15 protein-coding genes are annotated in these 15,711 nt (G+C 72.1%); 10 read left to right on the top strand and 5 right to left on the bottom strand.

Going from position 1 to position 15,711, the window contains the following annotated elements:
- Nucleotides 1-218 precede the first annotated feature (218 nt).
- From ACFWEJ_RS04675 to ACFWEJ_RS04660, 4 genes are all read right to left on the bottom strand, one after another.
- Complete coding sequence (locus ACFWEJ_RS04675) at nucleotides 219-584, bottom strand: nuclear transport factor 2 family protein (protein ID WP_377228043.1); 366 nt, start codon at nucleotides 582-584, stop codon at nucleotides 219-221.
- A 140-nt stretch (nucleotides 585-724) separates the two neighbouring features.
- On the bottom strand, nucleotides 725-2,524 hold the full coding sequence (locus tag ACFWEJ_RS04670; RefSeq protein ID WP_377228042.1) for a discoidin domain-containing protein: 1,800 nt from the start codon (nucleotides 2,522-2,524) through the stop codon (nucleotides 725-727).
- Nucleotides 2,525-2,662: 138 nt separating this feature from the next.
- The gene (locus ACFWEJ_RS04665) at nucleotides 2,663-3,952 is read right to left on the bottom strand and encodes an endo-1,4-beta-xylanase (RefSeq protein ID WP_377228041.1); all 1,290 of its coding nucleotides are present in this window, start codon (nucleotides 3,950-3,952) and stop codon (nucleotides 2,663-2,665) included.
- Nucleotides 3,953-4,018: 66 nt separating this feature from the next.
- A complete protein-coding gene (locus tag ACFWEJ_RS04660) occupies nucleotides 4,019-5,134 on the bottom strand; it encodes a LacI family DNA-binding transcriptional regulator (protein WP_377228040.1) in 1,116 nt (371 codons plus the stop codon).
- A 93-nt stretch (nucleotides 5,135-5,227) separates the two neighbouring features.
- Here ACFWEJ_RS04660 and ACFWEJ_RS04655 point away from each other — a divergent pair, with 93 nt between their 5' ends.
- From ACFWEJ_RS04655 to chrA, 9 genes are all read left to right on the top strand, one after another.
- A complete protein-coding gene (locus ACFWEJ_RS04655; protein WP_377228039.1) occupies nucleotides 5,228-6,619 on the top strand; it encodes an ABC transporter substrate-binding protein in 1,392 nt (463 codons plus the stop codon).
- A 124-nt stretch (nucleotides 6,620-6,743) separates the two neighbouring features.
- Nucleotides 6,744-7,691, top strand: coding sequence for a carbohydrate ABC transporter permease (locus tag ACFWEJ_RS04650; protein WP_377228038.1), 948 nt, complete (start codon nucleotides 6,744-6,746; stop codon nucleotides 7,689-7,691).
- Nucleotides 7,692-7,693: 2 nt separating this feature from the next.
- Nucleotides 7,694-8,482, top strand: coding sequence for a carbohydrate ABC transporter permease (locus ACFWEJ_RS04645; protein WP_377228037.1), 789 nt, complete (start codon nucleotides 7,694-7,696; stop codon nucleotides 8,480-8,482).
- A gap of 47 nt (nucleotides 8,483-8,529) precedes the next feature.
- Nucleotides 8,530-9,273, top strand: coding sequence for an SDR family oxidoreductase (locus ACFWEJ_RS04640; protein WP_377228036.1), 744 nt, complete (start codon nucleotides 8,530-8,532; stop codon nucleotides 9,271-9,273).
- Between the two features lie 79 nt (nucleotides 9,274-9,352).
- The gene (locus tag ACFWEJ_RS04635) at nucleotides 9,353-10,426 is read left to right on the top strand and encodes a Gfo/Idh/MocA family protein (RefSeq protein WP_377228035.1); all 1,074 of its coding nucleotides are present in this window, start codon (nucleotides 9,353-9,355) and stop codon (nucleotides 10,424-10,426) included.
- Nucleotides 10,423-10,878, top strand: coding sequence for a VOC family protein (locus tag ACFWEJ_RS04630; protein WP_377228034.1), 456 nt, complete (start codon nucleotides 10,423-10,425; stop codon nucleotides 10,876-10,878). Before ACFWEJ_RS04635 ends, ACFWEJ_RS04630 begins: the two co-directional genes overlap by 4 nt.
- Nucleotides 10,878-11,729 carry an amidohydrolase family protein gene (locus ACFWEJ_RS04625; RefSeq protein ID WP_377228033.1) on the top strand — a complete coding sequence of 284 codons (852 nt, stop codon included), beginning with the start codon at nucleotides 10,878-10,880 and terminating at the stop codon, nucleotides 11,727-11,729. Before ACFWEJ_RS04630 ends, ACFWEJ_RS04625 begins: the two co-directional genes overlap by 1 nt.
- Before the next feature lie 116 nt (nucleotides 11,730-11,845).
- Nucleotides 11,846-12,223, top strand: coding sequence for a DUF4259 domain-containing protein (locus ACFWEJ_RS04620; RefSeq protein ID WP_377228032.1), 378 nt, complete (start codon nucleotides 11,846-11,848; stop codon nucleotides 12,221-12,223).
- A 26-nt stretch (nucleotides 12,224-12,249) separates the two neighbouring features.
- Nucleotides 12,250-13,638 (top strand): chromate efflux transporter, encoded by a 1,389-nt coding sequence (chrA, locus tag ACFWEJ_RS04615; protein ID WP_377228031.1) that lies wholly within the window; start codon nucleotides 12,250-12,252, stop codon nucleotides 13,636-13,638.
- Between the two features lie 55 nt (nucleotides 13,639-13,693).
- On the opposite strand, the gene ACFWEJ_RS04610 is transcribed toward chrA, so the two are convergent.
- Nucleotides 13,694-14,071: an ArsR/SmtB family transcription factor gene (locus tag ACFWEJ_RS04610; RefSeq protein WP_377228030.1), complete on the bottom strand. Its 378-nt coding sequence runs from the start codon at nucleotides 14,069-14,071 to the stop codon at nucleotides 13,694-13,696.
- An 86-nt stretch (nucleotides 14,072-14,157) separates the two neighbouring features.
- Between ACFWEJ_RS04610 and ACFWEJ_RS04605 the strand changes: the two genes are divergently transcribed.
- Nucleotides 14,158-15,672, top strand: coding sequence for an FAD-dependent oxidoreductase (locus ACFWEJ_RS04605; RefSeq protein ID WP_377228029.1), 1,515 nt, complete (start codon nucleotides 14,158-14,160; stop codon nucleotides 15,670-15,672).
- Nucleotides 15,673-15,711 lie beyond the last annotated feature (39 nt).

Genomic DNA, 15,711 nt, shown 5'->3' with positions numbered 1-15,711 from the left:
CGATCTTGGCAGAGTGGGCGGGCCCGGCGGGGCCTGTCGTCACAACCGAGGGGGCGGAACGCACCGCATGTGCCCGACCTGGTGACAGCCCGTCAGGTGCACCTGGCTGGCCCGTTGAACTGCGGTAAACGCATCTGAGCCCTCGGGACAGCGGTGGACAGAAGTGGCCTCCAGGGGCCGTCCATTTCCCCGCGGTTCCCACACGGGGCGTTATCCGGTCAGGCAGCCTCCGCCGCCGGCGCGAGCGTGGCCGCCAACACCCGCCACCCCTCGTCCGAACGCACCCAGAGCCGCGTGTAGATCAACCGCGCGGAGACGGCGGCGCCGCCCTGGATCGCATCCACTGCGGCGACCAGCCTGGTCACTCCGCTCACGGCGTCCTCCTGGACGTCCAGCGATTCCTCCTCCAGGCGGGTGATCTGAAGCGAACCCGAGCGGTAGCTCTCCAGGTCGTCCTCCTTGGAGAACACCGACCCGTCCGGGCCGCTGCCGACGCAACGAGGATGCAGCAATGCGTCCAACGCGTTGACGTCGCCGGCCCGCTGGGCGGCTTGGAGCGCGTGCTCTGCGGCAAGAAGGCTCATCGCCCGAGTCTAGGCACCGGGACCGGACGATTGAGGGCATATCTCCCGCAAGCGAAATCGCGACAGACCCGTCCCTATGGACACGGCCGGGGGCCGGGCCGCGCCTCAACGGGCGCACCCGACCCCCACCCGAGAACCGATCAGTGCCGGCTGTTCACCGCCTCCAGCGCCTTCTTGTACCCCCGCAGCTCCCGCCACGTCGAGCCCTCGTCGAGGCGCGCGGCCTCGGCGTCGGCCAGCAGGTCGCCGACCGTGCCGCCACCGGCGACCCGGTCCTCCAGGGCGACCGAGCCCGCCGAGACGTTGAGCCACACACCCAGCAGCTGCCGGTCGAACGCGTCGACCCGCTCGTCGTGGTGGCGCGCCCACAGCACCTGCAGGGCGTCGTCCAGCGTGCTCAGGTCGACCGTCTCGTCGAACACGTCGCTCTGCGCGCGGGTGCTCGACAGGAAGCACAACAGTTCGTCGCTCGTGTGGTCCGGGTTCCTGACCTGCCGGTACTCCGACGTCCAGTATCCGGCGCCGCGGGTCACAGGCTCCGGCGTCGGCTCCGCGCCGGTCGGCGTGCCGTAGACCTCGAGCTCGTAGAGGGAGAAGCCCCACTGCGTCGCGCGCTCTGTCGCGTAGAGGCGCACGTGCCGGGCCGTGCCCGAGAGGTCGATCTCGTCGAAGAAACCGTCGCCGTCGGTGACGGTGTGCACCGTGGTCCAGGTCTCGCCGTCCGGCGAGGTCTGGATCTCGTAGCCCGACGCGTACGCCGTCTCCCAGTCGATCACGACGCGACTGAGGTCGTACTCGGCCCCGAGGTCCACCGCGATCCACTCCGGCTCGCTCCACTGGCTGCCCCACCGGGTGCCGGCGTTGCCGTCCACCGCCTTGTCGCCGGTGCGCGTGGGGTCGTCGATGCTGGACGTGGTCACCGGTCGGCCAAGCGCCAGCGACGGACCGTCGTCGGGTTCGCAGACGTCGCCCCCGCCGTCGGCCAGGTAGCAGCGCAGGTACCGGTAGGACTCCGCGGAGGTCTCGAACGACGGCGCGTTGTCCCACTCGTAGGTGTAGTACTCCACGTACGGCTCGGACGCAGCGATGATCGCGGGCAGGTCGATGTCACCGCTGCCCAGGGCGACCTGCCTCATGTCGCCCTCGGCGTTGACGTTCACGGCGTCCTTGACGTGCAGGAGCTCGATGCGGTCCCCGTACTCCTCGATCCACGCCGGGACGTCGAGGCCGGCGTCCGCGGCCCAGCCGACGTCGAGCTCGAACGTGACGTAGCGCGGGTCGGTGTTCTCCTCGATGACCTGCCAGGCGCTGACCGTCTCGCCCGTCTCCGGGTCCGGGTAGCGCGTGGTGAACTCGCTCTGGTGGTTGTGCAGCACGATCTTGCCCGCGCCGTGCTCGTGCGCGTACTGGCCGAGCTCGTTGACGTACGCCGCGGTCGCGACCGCTTCCGCGTAGGTGCCGTAGTTGCCGGCCATCCCGCCGGTCCCGATGTAGTCCTGGCCCAGGGCGACGGCGTAGTCGACCGTGGCGGGCCACGTGTTCCGGTCTGTGCTGCCGTGGCTCGAGGAGACCTCGAGGCCGTACCTGTCGAGGATCGCCTTGTAGTCGTCGACCGGCATCGAATAGGGCTGGTTGAACGGCTCGACGTTGGTGAAGCCCGCGTTCGCCACCTCGCCGAGCACGCGGTCGATCGTCTCGGGCGTCGGTGTGCCGGACCCGAGCTCACCGACATGGGTGTACAGCTGGATGGAGATCTTGGAGTCGGGCAGCCCGTCGCCCTCTCCACACTCCTGGGCTGCCGTGGTGGTCGGCGTAGGGGCCGCGAGGGTGGAAGGAGCGGCGACGGCCGGGGCCCCGGCGAGTACGCCCGCGAGGAGCGCACCGCCCGTCAGGGCCGTGGTGAGGCGGCGCGCACGACGCGAATCTAGCGAGATTTGCATGGATGCTCCGATTGACGACTTTGTCGGTTGATAGCGACGACCATGCGACTTCTGCCGCTATACGTGCAAAAGTAGAATGGTGGTCGGCCGATGTGGTGTCAAGGGTGGAGCGAGTCCAGGCGTCCGGGAGCGCCCAGGTCAGAGGGCGATCGACAGCTCCTGGTCGCCGGCGGCCAGCGTGAGGTCCGCCGCGCCGCCGCCCGCGGTGAGCCGGAAGTCCCCCGCGAAGGCGTCGACCTCGATCCGGCCGCGCTCGTCGGTGCGTGCCGTCGTCGGCGGGAGCCACCACGCGCCCTTGATCAGGCCCTTCAATGCCTCGTATGCGGGCTTGGGCGTGTGGTCGGCGCGGACGAGCCCGCACGGCGCGCCCAGCCAGGCGCCCTCGTCGGTGAGCCCCCAGTAGTTGACGGCCTGGACGGCGGGGTGCGCGACGAGCTGGCTGTAGTGGCGCAAGATCTCGTCGGCCTGCCGGGCCTCGCCCTCGGGGGTCGAGGGCCAGTGGTCGACGACGTAGTCGTTGAGGTCGGTGATCTCGGCCGGCATGAGGTCGCCGGACAGCAGCGTGTTCTCGGTGAGGTGCAGCGGCAGCCCGAAGCGGCTGAACCGGTCGAGCACGTCGGCGAAGTACTCCTCGCCGCGGTAGCCCTGGTGCATGTGCGACTGCAGCCCGATCGCGTCGATCCGGATCCCGGCCGCCAGCACCTCCTCGACGAGGCGCTCGTAGTCGGCCGAGAGGTTGAAGTCGTTGAGCACGAGCGAGACCGGCCGGTCCGTGTCGCGGGCGGCCTCCCGGGCGGTGTCGACCGCGAGCCGGACCATGCCGACCCGCCCGAGCCGCTGTGCCAGCCGCGTGATCGCGTTCTCCTCCCGGTCGAACACCGGCATGATCACCACCTCGTTGATGGCGTCCCACGTGGGCACGACGTCGCCGAGCGTGGACACCTCGCGGGTGATCCGGAGCCGGATCTCGTGCTCGACCTCGTCGTCGGAGAGGTGGAGGAGCCAGCTGGGCGCCAGCGTGTGCCACAGCAGCGGGTGGCCCTTGACGGCGACGCCGCGCTCGGCGAACCACTCCGCGGTGCGGCGCAGCCGCTCGGTGTCGGGCGCGCCGCGCACCGGCTCGAACCCGCGCCAGTAGAACGGCAGCGTCACCTGGTTGAACAGGTCGAACCAGAGCGGTGCGACCGCGCGCGCGGCTTCGACCGACGCCCCGCCGAACGGCGAGGAGGGCGGGGTCGTGCCGAGGTCGTTGGCCAGGCCGACGAAGTCGAAGCCGATGTTGCCGAAGAGGAACGCGTGCCCCGTCTGCTCGACGCGGACCTCCTGCCCTGCCAGCGGCCGGCCCGCACCGTCGGTGACCGTGACGGTGGCCCGGGTGTGCCGGTGGGAGTTGCGGGGATCGGCGGTGATCGCGACGCGATGGTTCATGGAAAGTTTCCTTAACGGGAGTTCAGTGTTGCGGGCGGGCGTTCGCGCGGCGTCACCGCCGTGGTGTCACTGCCGCGGGGCGGCCGTCGAGCGGCGCTCGACGAGCGACGTCGCCAGCTCGGTGCGCAGGGCGGGGCGCAGCTCGTTGCGGGACATCTCGATGACGATGCGCGCCGCCTCGCGGCCCATCTCGAGCAGGGGCTGGCGCACGGTGGTCAGGTGCGGCGTGACCCACTGGCACAGCTCGACGTCGTCGAACCCGACGACGGACACGTCCGCCGGCACCGAGAGCCCGAGCTCCTCGGCGGCGAGGTAGACACCGTAGGCCTGCTCGTCCGAGCCGGAGACGACGGCGGTCGGGCGGTCCGGGAGCGACAGCAGCTCGCGGCCGTGCTCGCGGCCGCCGCCGACCAGCGAGTCGCCGTTGCGGACCAGCGCCTCGTCGACGGGCAGGCCGTGCCGCTGCAGCGCGCTGCGGTACCCGTCGAGACGGTCGCGGTGCGCCTCCTCGTCCATCGGGCCGGTGATCACGGCGATCCGGGTGTGGCCGAGGGCGATGAGGTGCTCCGTCGCGTCGCGCCCGCCGGCCCAGTTCGTGGCGGCGACCGTCGGGAGCGACGGGGGAGCTGCGCCTATCGGGTCCACGAGCACTACGGGCACGCGCAGTCGGGACAGCTCGGACTCGACCGACTCCTGCACGTGCGCCGCCACCAGGACGACGCCCTCCGAGCCGCGCTCGGCGAGGTGGTCGACCCAGGCCGCCGTGCCGAACGAGTCGCCGCTGGAGGTGGTGAGCACCAGGTCGAGGCCGAGCCGGGCGGCCTCCGTCTGGGCGCCGCGCAGCAGCGTCGTGGCCCACTGGGTGTCGAGGGTCTCGATCACGAAGTCGACGAGGCCGCTCCCGGCACCCGGGTGCGGGCGGCGCTGCTCGTAGCCGCGCTCGGCGAGCACCTCCTCCACCTGGCGGCGCGTGGCCGCGGAGACTCCCGGGCGGCCGTTGAGGACCTTGGAGACCGTGGGGGCCGAGACCCCGGCGGCCTCGGCGACCTCGGCGATGGTGACGCCGCCGCGCCGCTCCCTCTTTCCCGCGCCGGCCTCGGGCCTCGTGGCCGTCCCTGTCATCTCGCGCCCTTCCTCGGTGTTGAACAGCGTGCACGACGGGTGTTGACGCCGTCGTGGCACGGACTCTATCGTACCGCCAAGCGAAAGTCTTAAAGAAACTTTCGCGCCTCGCTGAGACCGCAGCGGTCGCGAGGACGAGGAAAGGATGCAGAGATGCAGACGTCGAAGAAGACGTTGTCCGGCCGTCGTGTCGGTGCTGTCGCGGCGGTGGCCACGGCGAGCCTCCTCCTGGCGGCGTGCACCCCGAGCGCGATGGGCGGCCAGGGCGGAGCCGTGAGCGGTGACGCGACCAAGGGCAGCATCACCTGGTGGGGCTGGACGCCCGACGCGAACAACGCGGAGAAGCTGATCGCGGCCTTCAACGAGGAGTACCCCGACATCGAGGTCGAGTTCGTCTCGAAGCCGATCGACAGCTACGACTCCGTGCTGTCGCCGGCGATCACGTCGTCGGACGGGCCGGACGTGTTCAACGTCGCGCCGGGCTCGGCGAACGGCGGCGTCGACACCTTCGGGCCGGGAGCGATCGACCTCACGCCGGCGGTCGAGAAGGCGCTCGGTCCCGACTGGGCGACCAAGGTCTCCGAGCTCGGCGTCAGCGGCCTGACCGTGGACGACAAGCTGGTGGGGCTGTCCGCCGGCGCCGTCTACTCGGGAAACCTCTGGATCAACCAGGGGATCTTCGACGAGTACGGCCTCGAACCCCCGACCGACCTCGCCTCCTGGAAGCAGGTGTGCGACACCCTCGAGGCGGCCGGCGAGGGCTGCTTCGTCCAGGGCGCCGGGCAGTGGGCGTTCGACATGGACACCTTCGAGGCCATCGTCGAGAACATCGAGCCCGGGCTGTACCAGAAGGCCTCGCTCGGGGAGGCGTCGTACACCGAGGGCGACTCCGGCCAGAAGTTCACGCAGGCGATGGAGACCTGGAAGTCGCTGTTCGACGAGGGGATCATGCAGGACGGCGCCGTCGGCCTGCAGCAGTACCCCGACGCGAACAACGAGTTCATGCAGGGCAAGTACGCCATGATCATGATGGGTTCCTGGTACACCCAGTACGCGGTGAAGGACTCGATGGTCACGGCCATGGAGGCCGCCGGCGTGTCGGACCCGGAGCCGATCACCCTCGTCCCCGTGGACTTCCCCGACCTCGCCGGGACCGGCCAGGTGGGCAACATGTTCGGTGACGCGGACTACGGCCTCGCCGTCTCCGGCCGCTCGGACAACCAGGCGGCGGCCACCACGTTCGTCACCTGGCTTTCGACGTCGCAGGCCGGCCAGCAGTCCGTGGCGAACACGCTGAACAACATCCCCGCCCTGCAGGGCGTCACCCCCGACTGGGACCAGATCGACCTCGTGGACCCGGCCGCGCAGGCGGACGTGCTGTCCGCCTACAGCGAGCAGGCCGCGGCGGCCACGCAACCGCGGTTCGCCTCCGTCAGCTCCGAGCTCAACACGGGCTTCCGCGACGCGCTGGTCGGCGTCGCGAGCGGGGACGTGTCGATCCCGGACGCGCTCCAGACCCTCCAGGGCGTCGTCGACGCGGAGTGAACGACCGGGGTGGGCCGGCCGATCCCCTTGCGGACGGCCCACCCCTTCCTCCCGGCACGAGCCTCCCGGCACGAGCCGCCCGGCGCGGCGTCGTCCGACCCTCAACCCACCCGAAGGACAAGTGATGAGCCTCAGCGCAACGCTGCCTGACGCCGCGAAACCCACCGGGGGCGCGCCCGTCGCGCGACCCCGCCGCCACGGGCTGAAGCCGACGGCCAACGGCCTGCCGTGGATCCTGCCCGCGGTCGTCGTGGTGGTCGGGCTGATCTACTTCTCGATCGGCTACACCGGCTACGTCTCGACCCTCGACTGGAACGGCTTCATCCTCACGGAGCCCACGTTCCTGGGGCTCGCGAACTTTGCCGAGATGTTCGGCGACCCCGTCTTCTGGAAGGCGCTGGAGCACACGGCCGTCTTCTACGTGGTCACGTTCACCGTGCAGACGGCGCTCGGCTTCACGTTCGCGGCGCTCATGCACTCCCAGGTCTACCTGCGCGGCGTGTACAAGGTCGTGATCTTCGTGCCGACCGTGCTCGCCCCCGCCACGATGGCGCCCGTCTTCCGCCAGATCTTCGACGCGGACGGCCAGCTCAACACGTTGCTGAGGGCCGTCGGGCTCGACGGCCTCGCGCAGACCTGGCTGGCCGGCGGCACCACGGCGATGGCCGTGGTCATGCTCGCCACGATCTGGCAGTGGACCGGGCTCACGTTCATCCTCTTCTACGCCGCCATGAGCCAGATCGACACCGAGGTGCTCGAGGCGGCCCGGGTGGACGGCGCCGGCAACCTGCGGACCCTGTGGTCGATCGTGTGGCCGATGTGCCGGGGCACCACGGTCGCGCTGGCGACCCTCGGCCTCATCGGGGCCCTGAAGACGTTCGACTGGCCGTACCTCATCACCAAGGGCGGCCCCAACTACGCGACCGAGTTCCTGGGCACGTACATCTACCACACGATGCTGTCGGAGAAGCGGTTCGGCTACGCCGCCGCGATCTCGGTCGCCCTCCTGGTCCTCGCACTCGCCTGCGGCGTCCTCATGTCGCTGCGCAACCGCCGTGAGGGAAGGGCCTGACCATGCTCGTGACACGTTCGCGCACCTCGAGGGTCGTCATCCAGATCGTCGTGACCCTGCTGGCGCTGCCGTTCCTGGCGCCGCTGGTGGCGATGGTCCAGGGGTCGCTCGGTGGCCGGGGCCTCGGCAACTACGTCAAGGTCTGGGAGACGGGGGTCCTGCCCACCTACCTGCTCAACTCCGTGTTGATCTCGGTCTTCGCGATCCTCATCGTCTACGCCTGCACCATGCTCGCCGCGTTCGGCTTCTCCAAGCTGCGCATCGCGGGCAAGGAGGTCTGGTTCTGGGCTCTGCTGCTGGCGCTGACCATGCCCGAGGCGGTGCTGTTGACGCCGCTGTTCGTCACCGCGTCGGCCTTCGACATGTACAACCAGCTCGTCGCGGTGATCCTGCCGGTCGCCGCGCTGCAGATCCCGTTCACGGTGCTGCTGGCCCGCAACTTCTACGACGGCATCCCCTCGGAGATCATGGAGGCCGCCCGCGTCGACGGCGCCAACATCTGGCAGGTCTTCTGGCAGGTCGTCCTGCCGCTGACCCGCCCGATCGCCGCCGCGATCGTCGTCCTGACGCTCATCTCCGCGTGGAACGCGTACCTGCTGCCGATGCTCATGCTCAACGACCCCGGCCGGCAGGTCCTGACCCTGCTCCCGTCGTACTTCGTCAGCCAGTACACGAACGACCAGACCGGGGTGCTCGCCGCGGCGGTCATCGCCGCCGTCCCCATGCTCGTCGCCTACCTCGCGCTCCAGAAGTACTTCGAGCGCGGCCTCGCGGCGGGCGCGCTCAAGTGAACCGCGCTCAGGCGAACCGGGCTCAGGCAAACATGGAGGGAGTCCCCATGGGGCTGCTCGAAGGACGGCTCGCCGTCGTCACGGCGGGGACGGCCGGCATCGGCCTGGCCGTCGCGACCCGCTTCGTCGCGGAGGGCGCGACGGTCGTGGTGACCTCGCCGTCCGCGGCCTCGGTCGACGCGGCCGTCGCCCGGCTCGGGCCGCGCGCGGTCGGCGTCGTGGGCGACGCGTCCAACGTCGCGGACCTGGAGCGGCTGGCGGACGCCGTCGGCCGGCTCGGCCGGAAGGTCGACGTGCTGCACGTCAACGCGGGCCGCGACGTCGAGCCCACCCCGGTGAGCGAGCTGACGCCGGAGCAGTTCGACGCCGTCGTGGGGCTGAACTTCCGGGGCGCGCTCTTCACGGTGCGGGCGCTGGCCGGGCACCTGGCCGACGGCGCGTCGATCGTGCTGACGTCGTCGATCGCCGGCACCAACGGCGGCCCCGGCCACGCCGTCTACAACGCGAGCAAGGCCGCCGTGCGCTCCCTGGCCCGCACCCTGACCGCCGAGCTCGGCCACCGCGGGATCCGGGCGAACGCCGTGAGCCCGGGTCCGACCCGGACCGCCGCCTTCGACGCGTTCACCGGCGGGTCGGACGCCGTCGAGGCGGCGGTCGTCGCGCAGATCCCGTTGCGCCGCGTCGGTCGTCCGGAGGAGGTCGCGGCCGCCGTGTGCTTCCTCGCGAGCGACGAGTCGAGCTTCGTCGCGGGCACGGAGCTGACCGTCGACGGCGGCATGAGCCAGGTCTGACCCGGGACCCGACCCGGCCCCGGACCCGGACCCCGGATCGATCGACACACCCAGACGTTTCACCGAGAGGACACCACGAATGAGCAACCCCGTACGTTTCGCCGTCATCGGCAGCGGGTGGCGCGCGCAGTTCCACCTGCGCGTGGCCGCCGCCGACCCCACCCGGCTCGAGGCGGTCGCCGTCATGGCGCGCGACCAGGCGAAGGCCGACGCGATCGCCGCCCGCCACGGCGTGCCCGGCGTCACCACGATCGAAGACCTCCTCGCCCACGAGCCGGAGTTCGTGGTCGCCGACGTCTCGTGGCCCGCCATGCCCGGCATCCTCAAGGAGCTGAGCGCCCGCGGCGTCCGGGTGCTGGCCGAGACCCCGCCCGCGCCCGACCTGGCCGGCCTGCGCGACCTGTGGACGACGATCAAGGACCAGTCCCTCGTCCAGGTGGCCGAGCAGTACGTGCTGATGCCCGGCCACGCCGCCCGGCTGGCGGTGATCGCCGGCGGCGTCATCGGCACGCCGCAGGCGGTCGAGGTCGCCTCGACGCACCTGTACCACGCGACCTCCCTGATCCGTGCGTTCCTCGCGGTGGGGACCGACCGGGCGGTCGTGTCCGGGCGCTCCTTCGAGACCCGGATGGCCCTGCCGCTCGGGTTCGACGGCTGGAACACCGACCCGCAGCCCGAGGTGCAGACCTCCACCTACGCGACCCTCGACTTCGGCGACGGGCGCGTGGGCGTGTACGACTTCATGAACATGCAGTGGTGGAACCCGCTGCTGGCGCGTCGCGTCGTGGTGCGCGGCACCCTCGGCGAGCTGGTCGACGACACCGTGACCTCGTGGGACGGCCGCGACCCCGTCACGTCGCGGATCGAGTACCGCCGGACCGGCGTCGACATGAACCTGGAGGGCAACGAGGTGGTCCACGCCTCGTTCAACGCCACGGTGGTGTGGCGCAACGCCTGGGTCGGCACCCGCCTCTCGGAGGACGACCTGGCCGTCGCCGACCACCTGGTCGCCGTCGGGGCGTGGGCGCGCGGTGAGGCGGAGGGCCCCTACTCGCTCGCCGCCGCCTGCCAGGACCACGCGCTCGGTCTCGCGATCGAGGAGTCGGCACGCACGCACCAGGACGTCGTCGTCGAGGGCGAGCCGTGGGCATGAGCGCCCCGGTGCCCGTCGGCGGGCTGATCCAGGTGGCGCTCGTCGTCGAGGACATCGAGGTGTCCCTCGACCGGTGGTGCGCCCTGTTCGACATCGAGCGGCCCGAGGTCGTCACGATGGGCCGCCCCAACCACGACGAGACCTACCGGGGGCAGCCGGCCGACTACCGCCTGCGGCTCGCCGTGATCACGGTCCCCGGCAGCCAGGTCGTCATCGAGCTCAACGAGCCCGACGCCAACCCGTCCACGTTCCGCGAGTTCCTGACCGAGCACGGCGAGGGCGTCCACCACCTCGGCTTCGCCGTCGGCGACGCCCGCGACGCGGTCGTGGCCGGACTCGGGACGGCGGGCTTCGCCAAGCGCGTCGAGGCCTACTACCCGGGAGGCTCCTGGACCGTCATGGACACCGAGGCCGCGCTCGGCGTCAACCTCAACATCAAGCCGCACGCCTGATGTTCGTCGACACCCACGTGCACCTCTGGGACCGGCGCGAGCGCGACCTCGGGTACGGGTGGCTGGACGGCGACGACTTCCCCTTCGGGGACCTGGTCGCCGTCCGCACGGCCCGCTTCTCGGTACCCGAGCTGCGGGCGGAGGGGCGTCTGGCGGGCCTCACCAAGGTGGTGCACATGAACGCCGCGTCCACCGCCGCCGACCCCGTCGCGGAGACCGCCTGGCTCCAGTGGCTGTCCGACGAGACGGGCTGGCCCGACGCCGCCGTCGTGACCTGCGACCTCGCCGCCCCCGACGTCGTCCACCAGCTCGCCCGGCACGCCGCCCACCGCGTCTTCCGGGGCGTTCGCGAGATGGGGCCCGTCGCGCGGTTCGCGGACCCCGCCTTCCGGCGCGGCTACGCCGAGCTGGGCCGGGTGGGCGGCCTGTTCTTCCACACCGTCGGCCTGACCGGCACGGCGGCGGCGCTCGACCTCGTGCGATCGAACCCGGGGACCGTGTTCGTGCTCGACCAGGCGGGCATGCCCCCGGACCGCGGCGTCGACACGTTCGAGGCGTGGACGGCCCTGCTGCGGGCGCTCGCGGCGGAGCCGAACACCCTCTGCAAGGTCTCCTCGCTCGGCATGGCCGACCCGGTGTGGACCCCGGCGTCGCGCAGGCCGTGGGTGCTCGCGCCGATCGAGGCGTTCGGCGCGGACCGGGTCTTCCTCGGGTCGAACTGGCCGGTCGAGCGGCTGTACTCCAGCTACACCGACGTGGTCGAGGCCTTCCGGCACGCGGTCCGGGACCTCGCCCCCGCGGAGCGGGACGCCGTGCTGGCGGGCACCGCCGAGCGGGTGTTCAGGATCTAGCGGGCGCATTCCAGGGCGCAGGTCCCGGGCCGGGACCCGGAGCCCCGGCGAATCGGTAGGCTCCGACCGTCACTCGGCCCGCGGCGAGCGCGGGACGACGAACGGGAGAGAGATCCATGGGTACCTGGGGCCCGGGCAACTTCGACGACGACGCGGCCGCCGACCACCTGTCGCGCCTCACCGACCAGCTCGCCACCGAGGTCGCCGAGGCCATGGCCGGCGACCGGGTGCGGATGGAGCCCGACGAGTACTGGGGCGTGGCCGTCCCGGCGAATCTCGAGCTTCTCGCGGTGCTCGCCCGCCTGGACTACGTCGGGGTCCTGCTGCCGGAGGTCGCGACCCTCGAGACGTGGAAGAGCACGTTCCTGGAGATCTGGGACGGCGCGATCGACGGGCTCGAACCCTCCGAGGCGTTCAAGGAGGCGCGCCGCGCCGTGCTGGTCCGCACGTTCGACGACCTCGTCGAGCTCAGAAAGGCCGAGGACGCCGGCTGACCGGCGCCCTCGACCCCAGGAGAGACATGAGCACCGAGCCCGACGGCGCCGGCCCGCCCGCCGCCACCCCGCGCGACCTGATCCCGTTCCGCACCGCCGTGCGGGCCTGGTTCGCGATCTCCTGGCAGACGTTCGGCGGCCCCGCCGGCCAGATCGCCGTCATGCAGCGCACGCTCGTGGACGAGAAGCGGTGGATCGGGCAGGGCCGGTTCCTGCACGCCCTGAACTACTGCATGCTCCTGCCCGGACCCGAGGCGCAGCAGCTCGCCGTCTACACCGGCTGGCTGCTCAACGGGTGGCGCGGCGGCCTGGTCGCCGGGGGCCTGTTCGTGCTGCCCGGCATGCTGGCCCTGCTGGTGCTGTCCGCGGTGTACGTCGCGTTCGGCGACACGACCGTCGTGGCGGGGCTGTTCGCCGGGCTGGCACCGGCGGTGCTGGCGATCGTGGTCCAGGCCGTGCTCCGGGTCGGACGCCGGGCCCTGACCAGCCCCGCCCTCGTGGCCCTCGCGGTGGGCGCGTTCGCGGCGCTGACCCTGTTCGGCGTGCCGTTCCCGCTGGTCGTCCTCGGCGCCGGGATCATCGGCTGGCTGGTGCACCGGTACGCCCCGTCCTGGATCGCCACGCCGGCGGCCCGGGTCCAGGACGACGGCCCCGCGCCCCTCATCCCGGACGACACCCTGCACGCCGAGCGGCCGTCGGGCCGCCGGGCTTTGCGCGTGCTGCTGCTCGGTCTGCTCGCGTGGTCGCTCCCGGTCGCCGCGGTCGCCCTGCTGACGGGCGCCGACAGCGTGTTCACCCAGCAGGGACTGTTCTTCTCCGGCAGCGCCCTGGTGACGTTCGGCGGCGCGTACGCGGTGCTGGCCTACGTGGCGCAGCAGGCCGTGCAGACCTACGCCTGGGTCACCCCGGGGGAGATGACGCGCGGCCTGGCGCTGGCTGAGACCACGCCCGGGCCGCTGATCATGGTCGTGCAGTTCGTCGCGTTCCTCGGCGCGTACCGCAACCCCGGCGACCTCGACCCCTGGGCCGCCGCCCTGCTCGGCGCGCTGCTGACCACCTGGGTCACGTTCGTGCCGTCGTTCCTGTTCATCTTCCTCGGCGCGCCCTACGTCGAGCGGCTGCGCGGCAACCGCACCCTGTCCGCCGCGCTCACCGCGATCACGGCGGCCGTGGTCGGCGTCATCGCCAACCTCGCGCTGTACTTCACCACCCACACCCTGTTCGCCGACTCCACCACCTGGACCGCCGGACCGCTGAGCCTCGACGTCCCGGACCTCACCAGCCTCGATCTGGTCGCGCTCGGCATCGCCGTCCTGGCCGCGCTGCTGCTCTTCGTCGTGCGCTGGTCGGTGCTGCGCACCCTCGGCGTGTGCGCGGTGCTCGGCCTGGCGCTCGGGCTCGCCGGACTGGTCTGACCCGCCCCGGCCGGCCCGCCCAGCCTGTCGCCCCGACTCAGCCCGCCGCACAGCCTCAGCCGGTCGCCTCGGTGAGCAGCACGCCGAGCCGGTTCAGCGCGCCCGGCACCACGGAGTAGTAGGCCCACTTGCCGCGCTGCTCGCGGGTGAGCAGGCCGGCGTCGACCATCAGCTTGAGGTGGTGGCTCACCGTGGGCTGTGACAGCCCGACCGGCTCGGTGAGGTCGCAGACGCACGCCTCGCCGCCGTCGTGCGCCGCGACGATCGACAGCAGGCGCACCCGGGTCGGGTCGCCCAGCGCCTTGAACACCCGGGCCAGCTCGGCTGCGGTCTGCGGGTCTGCCGCCTCGCGCACGAGGGGCGCGCAGCATGCGCCCGACGCCGGGTCCGGGCTGGTGCGCGACATGTCCGTCAGGGTGAGTGCGGTGGCCATGCGCCCATCTTGCCACGCATCGAAGATTATGGATATGTTGCACTCGTCATCCCATCGAGAAACTTCGATCTGAGAAGGAGTGGGTCATGTCCGAGACGTCCCGCGAGAACCTGCCCGTCGTGGTCGTCGGCGCCGGGCCGGTCGGCCTCGCCGCCGCGGCACACCTGCTGGAACGCGGCCTGGAGCCGCTCGTGCTGGAGGCCGGCAGCGGCCCCGGCGCCGCCGTCGCCTCGTGGGGCCACGTGCGCCTCTTCTCCCCGTGGCGGTACGACGTCGACGCCGCCGCCCGCCGTCTGCTGACGGGAACGGGCTGGTCGGAGCCCGACCCGGACGCCCTGCCCGCCGGCCGTGACCTGGTGGAGAACTACCTGACGCCGCTTGCCGACGCCCTCGGCGACCGGGTCCGCTACGGCGTCCGCGTCTCCGACGTCACCCGGGACGGGGCCGACCGGTCCCGGTCGCTCGGTCGCGAGCGCCGGCCGTACCTGGTGCGCTACACCGTGGGCGAGGAGGTGCAGGAGGTCCGGGCGCGCGCGGTGATCGACGCCTCGGGCACGTACGGCACGCCCAACCCGCTGGGCCTGTCGGGTCTCCCGGCCATCGGCGAGGAGTCGGCGGACGGCCACCTGACCGGCGCCCTGCCCGACGTGCTGGGCGCCGACCGCGAGCGGTTCGCCGGGCGCACCGCCCTGGTCGTGGGCATGGGTCACTCGGCCGCGAACACGCTGCTCAGCCTGGTCGAGCTGGCGAAGGACGAGCCCACCACCCGCATCGTGTGGGCCATCCGCGGCGGGTCGGCACGCCGCCTGTACGGTGGCGGGTCGGACGACGAGCTGCCCGCCCGCGGCCTGCTCGGCACCCGGCTGCGCGACGCGGTCGAGGCCGGCCACCTCGAGCTCCTCACGCGGGTGGCGATCGAGCGGCTGGAGCCGGCGGCCTCGGGGGTCCGGGTGCTGGGCACGGCGCGCAAGGACGGCGCGGACGGCGGGCTCGACCTGACCGTCGACACGATCGTGAACGCGACCGGTTTCCGGCCCGACCTGGGCATGCTGCGCGAGGTGCGTCTCGACCTGGACCCCGTCGTCGAGGCGCCGCGGCGGATCGCACCGTTGATCGACCCGAACCTCCACTCCTGCGGCACGGTGCCCGCGCACGGCGAGACGGAGCTGGCCCACCCCGACGACGGGTTCTACCTGGTCGGCATGAAGTCGTACGGCCGCGCGCCGACGTTCCTGCTGGCCACCGGGTACGAGCAGGTGCGGTCCGTCGTGGCCGCGCTGGCGGGGGACCGTGCGGCGGCCGACGCCGTGGAGCTGAACCTGCCGCAGACCGGCGTCTGCTCCTCGGACCTGGCCTTCGCCGCGGACGCGGACGGCGTGGTCGCACCGGAGGCCCTCGCGCTCGCGGGCGGCACGGGCGGCGGGTGCTGCGCGGCGCCCGCGGGCCCGCAGGCGGTCACGCTCGGCCTGGGCGCGCCCGCCGAGGCGGCGGGCGGTTGCGGTGGGACGGACGAGGTGGCGTCGGGCTGCGGCAGTGCGCCCGAACCGGTCAAGGTCGGGTTCGCGACCGGCGTCGAGCACGGCCGCTCCGGCGACGAGTGAGTCCGCGGTGACCGGAGGGCGCGAGCCCGGGCACGGTGC

Source organism: Promicromonospora sp. NPDC060204 (genome assembly GCF_042728455.1).
GTDB lineage: Bacteria > Actinomycetota > Actinomycetes > Actinomycetales > Cellulomonadaceae > Promicromonospora.
The sequence above is the reverse complement of the archived record's forward strand: the minus strand, read 5'-3'. Positions and strand labels throughout refer to the sequence as shown.